The sequence below is a fragment of the Arthrobacter sp. SPT-J7 genome (assembly GCF_059089965.1).
In genome coordinates this window covers 1-5,702 of sequence record NZ_JBNHFF010000207.1, presented here as the reverse complement: position 1 = coordinate 5,702, position 5,702 = coordinate 1, and the positions used below count along the sequence as shown (strand labels likewise).

Annotated in this window: 4 protein-coding genes and 1 pseudogene; 1 reads left to right on the top strand and 4 read right to left on the bottom strand. The window is 62.0% G+C overall.

Features of this window, described 5'->3' with window-relative positions; all coding sequences use genetic code 11:
* Window positions 1–560, bottom strand: a pseudogene (locus tag AC5RWX_RS29440) (recombinase family protein); the annotation flags it as partial.
* A 368-nt stretch (window positions 561–928) separates the two neighbouring features.
* On the opposite strand from AC5RWX_RS29440, the gene AC5RWX_RS29435 reads away from it, so the two are divergent.
* Window positions 929–1,216 carry a DUF1905 domain-containing protein gene (locus AC5RWX_RS29435; protein WP_494099769.1) on the top strand — a complete coding sequence of 96 codons (288 nt, stop codon included), beginning with the start codon at window positions 929–931 and terminating at the stop codon, window positions 1,214–1,216.
* A gap of 406 nt (window positions 1,217–1,622) precedes the next feature.
* Here the strand turns inward: AC5RWX_RS29435 and AC5RWX_RS29430 are convergent, their stop codons facing one another.
* From AC5RWX_RS29430 to AC5RWX_RS29420, 3 genes are all read right to left on the bottom strand, one after another.
* The gene (locus tag AC5RWX_RS29430) at window positions 1,623–2,855 is read right to left on the bottom strand and encodes an alpha/beta fold hydrolase (RefSeq protein ID WP_494099768.1); all 1,233 of its coding nucleotides are present in this window, start codon (window positions 2,853–2,855) and stop codon (window positions 1,623–1,625) included.
* Between the two features lie 380 nt (window positions 2,856–3,235).
* On the bottom strand, window positions 3,236–3,742 hold the full coding sequence (locus AC5RWX_RS29425; RefSeq protein WP_494099767.1) for a flavin reductase family protein: 507 nt from the start codon (window positions 3,740–3,742) through the stop codon (window positions 3,236–3,238).
* A 205-nt stretch (window positions 3,743–3,947) separates the two neighbouring features.
* Window positions 3,948–5,423: a DHA2 family efflux MFS transporter permease subunit gene (locus AC5RWX_RS29420; RefSeq protein ID WP_494099766.1), complete on the bottom strand. Its 1,476-nt coding sequence runs from the start codon at window positions 5,421–5,423 to the stop codon at window positions 3,948–3,950.
* Between the last annotated feature and the right edge of the window lie 279 nt (window positions 5,424–5,702).

Sequence of the window (5,702 nt, the reverse complement as noted above, 5' to 3'; positions counted from 1 at the left end):
CCTGGCTTGGCCCAGATACTGGTATACCGTCTCCCTGCTGATCCCGTAATCGCGGGCAAGGACGACTTTTTGAAATGCCGTTGCCGGCCCACTGGACCAGCTCGGCCGCCCGCTCCGGAGCCAGGGTCTTTTTTCGCCCCTTGTAGGCGCCGCGCTGCTTGGCAAGGGCGATCCCTTCCTTCTGGCGTTCTCGGCTGAGGGAACGTTCGAATTCGGCGAAGGCTCCCATGACAGAGAGCATGAGGTTGGCCATGGGGGAGTCCTCACCGGTAAAGACCAGGCTCTCTTTGACGAACTCCACCCGCACCCCTTTGTGCGTTAGGCCCTGAACGAGGGCACGCAGGTCATCGCGGTTGCGGGCGAGCCGGTCCATGCTGTGAACCACGACGGTGTCTCCGTCGCGCGCGAACCGCAACAGCTCGCTCAGCTCTGGCCTCGAAGTGTCCCTGCCCCGAGGCCTTGTCAGTGAAAACCCGGTCAAGAACCTGGCCTTCGAGCTGTCGTCTCTCGTAATGGTCCAGCGTGCTTACGCGCACGTACCCGATACGCTGTCCGGTCACTGATTGCCTCCAACCCCAACCCGTCAGGTTGACTTCTAGGCCTGTTTCAAAAAGAAGTCAAGACTAGCGGCGAAGTTTGTCAGCTTGGGGTCTGCCTTCATCGGACGCTGTCACGAAAAACGACCAATGATCGCCGACAATCTACGCGGAGTGGGGAAGCATTGCATTCCGTTGCTCGCGCATGGGAAGGCCATAGATCGCGGTCTGTGCACCCCGTCTCAGATTTGAACCCACAACCGAGACCCGCTTGGAATGCGCTCGAACCGCGGGCCACACAGTCGGTCACTCTGCGAGCTTGCTGGAGAGGACATCAATGGTTGGAGCAACATGATTGGTGGCAGGTTTAGAACAAGGAAGCGGAGAAAGCGATGAGTACGATCTTGGGCCCTATGGATCTACAGTTCACCGCCCCGATAGGGGTGGAGATAAAGGGCGACGTGTGGCCGTGCGTCGAAGTTCCGGAGTCGAAGCAGGTGTTCGGGACGGGGAGGGCCGTAAAGGTCTCTGCCAGCGTCGATGGCGAGCCGTTGGCCGTGGCCCTGATGCCAACAGGGAGTGGTGGTCACATGCTTTCGATCAGCGCGAAGCTGCGGAAGAAGCTCGGTAAGGACGTCGGGGACATTGTCGCAGTCCGCATCTCGGAGCGCCTGACCTAAGTGAGCGACTAATTTCAGCTGGTCCACCGGCTTACGGGCGTTGGAATGGACTCACGTCCCGCGCCGGACTGGACGAAGCCCCCAGTAGAGACGCCTTTCGGACCCATGCCAAGGGACCAGGTGTCCTCCCTCCTGCGCGGCACGGACATATCAGTCCTAGTGATAGTTCCGGTCCTACTCGCCCTGTTCCTAGGATTTGTTCATCCATGGCTGGTCCTCGCCCAAATGCGTCCTCACCGCAGGGGCCGTCATCGCACAAGCCTCAACCTCGGCCGTCCGATAATCGCTCCTAGAACGCACTTGCCCTGTACCACGGGCCTGTCTAGCGCGGCAGTATGACCCGGTCACCTGAGCGTTGAAGAGCCACCCCTTTCCTCGTCTAAGGTGCCCGCTGCCGTCGTTCGTTCTATGGTGTGAAAGGGCGTCCTGTCCGAACGGCGGAAATTACGTCGAGGATTCCTCGGCTCGTTTCGGCTGCGTGCTCTGGATTGTCGATCAATGACCCATGGGTAGCTCCGTCAATGACACGGTGCAGGCTGTTGGTTGAGAGTGTGGCGAGGGCTTCCTGTGACGCTGCCCAACCGGGTCGGGTTCCACTGCCTGCAGACAGGACGGCGAGTGGCTTGCCGCTGAAGTTCTCCAAGGCGGCTGCCTGCTGGACTGAGGATCCCGCTAGGTTGTACTCCTCGATGGTGCTCCTAAGGTCCCCGGGGGTCACCGCGAACAGCCGGCCAACGCCAAGGCGTGATGCGCTTGAAACCAGCGATGAGATACGGTTCATCGTGTCGTCGGAGCCCGGAGGAGTTCCGTGTGCTGAATCCGGGCCGGATGCAGGTGCGGTCGAGTCCACCAGGACCAGCCCGGCCACATCCTCGGAAAAGCGTTCCGCCAAGATGAGCGCGTAGAGCCCCCCAAACGAATGACCCGCCAGAACATACGGGCCGGGCTCACTTCCGCGCTCCAGCAACCTGTGGAGGTCGGTCGCGATTTGCGCGCCGTCCTGAGGGGTGTTCGCAGCATCGCTCCACCCGCGTCCTGCCCGGTCGTAGACGCACACACGGGTCTCGCGGGCAATAGCCGGTGTGATCGACGCCAGGTCAGACGACATGTTTCCTGCGCCCGGTTCCATGACGACCGTAGGGCTGCCTGAGCCAATGCAGTTCAGGTACAGGCGGTGTCCTCCGACATCGATCAATTGGCCCGTTTCAGGATCGGCGCGTGCATCCACAGCTTCCCGGACAGTTTCATAGCCGCTACCCAGTGAGGCCAGAACCAGCAGCGCAATCACCGGGTAGAGCAGGACGCGGCCGCTCCGGCTCTGCAACTGCCGGCGGACCTCTATAATCATCCAGACCGCTAACACCAACAAGGCAGGGGGCCACACCCAACTGAGCACTTCCTGCATCGGCGAGCCGAACGCCACCAAAAGGAAACCGCCCAGGCCCAGGAACAGAGCTGGAGCAAAAGCCCACTTCTGCGGCTGATCCGTAAATTTACGCGACAGCACAGCTACCAACGCCCACCCCAACGCAAACCCCAGCAGGACGGCACCGGTAACCCCCCTGTCAGTCGCCGGAACGAACGGGGCGCCGACCAGCAGCACTGCTGCGAGGACCCCCGCCACCAATGAGCCAGCCACCACCCAACCAAGGCCTCCCTTCCGCAAAGGCCCGCTGCCCGGCAGGGGATCTTGACGCTGTGCCGTGGAACTGGTGGGCCTGGCGGCCCTCACGTGCGCGTCAGAGCTGCAGGAGTAAGTGTCATGCGCCCATATTGCCATTCCTGAGTAACAGAAATGGGCGGCAAAAGGCCCTAGTGGAAAAGGATCCTGCCCACCCTGGTACCCGCACGCCACCAACGGATCTTCCGTCAACTTGCCTTGGGCCGACTAGGCCGACCGCTGCCGTCAGCGTCGGTTCAGTGTATTTCCTTATCTAGCGGGGGCAGGAAGCTCAGGTTGGTCCTCTACATGAAGAGGAGAATCATCCGGTGGACCCGGGCATATCTCGGAGCCGAGGGTTATGCAGCAAGCTGACGCAGCTGGCTGCCATAGAACACCAGGGGATTGGCGTCCACGTCCCGGTGCAGTCCATGAACCCGTAGGAGGGCAAGGATGTGATCACCGGCATCCACTTCGGCTTCCAAGCTGACCTGGAAAGTGGCGGATGATCCTGTCAGCAACACAGCCCCATCTTCGGTTTCATACCAGTCGACGTCGGTGAATCGTTCCGTTGAGGGGCGCGAGAGCATCCTGACGTCATCGACGTGGTCGGCGCTGAGGATACTGATGCCCCATCGCGTGGCGACGCGAAGAGCGGGCCAGGTTGTGGAGGTTAGGGCGACGTTGACCGAAACGAGCGGTGGGTCCAGGGACACTGAGGTGAACGAGTTAGCAACCAGGCCAACAGGACGTCCGTCGACGATGGCGGCAAAAAGACTGATTCCGGTCGGGAAGGCACCTGTCACGCACCGCATGGCTTGGGCGGTGGGCTCAGCCATCTCTTCCCCCACGGCGTGTGCGTTCACACCAGCACCGTTCCTGTGGACCATCGGATTGTTCGTTGAATCCTGCATAATAACCCTTACTCGTGCTCGTAGATAATTTCCGCTTCCAGTTTTTTCTGTCACTGCGACATGGCGCCGCGAGCCTTAGGCCCTGCATTGCACCGGGGAAGCTCGCACGTGGCAGCCGCGTCGGCAGTTATCCCGGTAGCTGTGCCGGACTGTCCGATTAGTGCCCTACTGGGAGGTCTATCGGAACTGATGCTGCTCGGCGGGGCAGGAGGAGCGCGCCGGCTGCCGAGACCAGGGTCAGGAGCAGTGCGGTGATGAACGTCGCTCGCATGCCTTCCAGTGATATGCCGGCACCTGCACTCTGGGTGCCGGTGAACAAGGTCAGGACGGTGATGAGGACTGCGATGCCGGCTGCTCCACCCAGTTGCTGCAGGGTGTTCAGGGCGGCGCTGCCGTGTGGGTACAGGTGGCGTGGCAGGGAGCCCATGGCGAGAGTGAACAACGGGGTCCACATGAACGCGAGCCCAATGCTGATCAGCAGGTGCAGGGCGAGGAGGATGCCGATGGCTGTGTCCGGGGTGACGGTGCTCAGCAGCGCCCAGCCTGCGGCGGCCATGACAGCTCCGGCGACCACCAGCAGGCGAGGTCCGACGCGCTCGTACACCCGGCCGACGAACGCCGCGGTGATAGCGATCGCAGCCCCTCCGGGGATGAGCAGCAACCCGGTCTCGAGCGCCCCCAACCCCAGGACGTTCTGCAGGACGAGGGGGAACACGACGTTGAGTCCGAAGGCGGTCATCACCATGGCGAGGAAGATGCCGGTGGACAGGCTGAAGTCACGGTGGGCGAAGACGCGCATGTCGAGCATGGCCGCGTCCCGGCGCTGCAGGCGCCACTGACGGGCTATGAAGGCTGCCGTACCCATGACTCCGACAGCCAGCGCCACTGCGGCAATCAGCAACGAGGATCCATCGTGGGACTCACCGATCGTCGAGAGCCCGTAGAGCAGGGCGCCGAACCCGATCGCTGCAAGGATGAGGGAGAAGACATCGATTCTCACCGCCGTCGTCGGATCGAGGTTGCGGATTTTCCACCCACCGAGGACCAGTGCGAGAACTGCCAGCGGCAGCACCAACAGGAAGATCCAGCGCCAGCTCAACTGCGCCACGACGATCCCCGAAATGGCGGGACTGATCGCACCGGCGAAGGCCGGGACGGCGGTCGTGACCGCCATCAACCGACCCCGTTTGCCTTCGGGTGCCAGTCGGATCGCGGTGGTCGTGAGCATCGGCAGCAGGACCGCAGTTCCCAGCGCCTGAACGATCCGGCCGATGAGCAAAAGCTCGAAACCCGGTGCTACCGCGGCAATCACTGTTCCGAGTGTGAACAGCCCCATGGTCGCGAAGAACAGTGCGCGAAGCGTGAAGCGTTGCATCAGGAAGCCCGAGGAGGGAATGATCACGGCCATCGTCAAGGCGTAGGCCGTGGTGAGCCACTGACCGACACTGGCGGTCACCCTCAGCTCGTCCATCACCTGAGGCAACGCCACGCCCATGGCGAGTTCGCTCAGGATCATCACGAAGGCACTCAGGGACAGGACGGTGATCACCACGATTTCGTCGGGGCTGAGGCGCTCCCGCGGTGGTGCTGGCGTAGAAATTCCCGCCACAGCGGTGTCCACGTGTTGACTCATGCCGGATCCGGCCCTTCTCGTAATACGGAACTCAAGATACGGAGCCACGCTCCGCTTTACCGATCAGGCTACGGGCCCGGATGACCCCTCGTCAAGGAGACCGTCTCCGTTTCGGTAGGGGGGCGCTCTATTTGATCATGCGGGGTATGGGGTGAGGCTGCTGCCTTGCGTCTCCCACCTGAAGGAGGTAGTCTCCGTTTTGTCGAAGGAGCTGACGATGACTGCAGGGACAAGTGCCCCACGCACCCGCGCTGACAAGGAGCGCAACAGATCGCACAT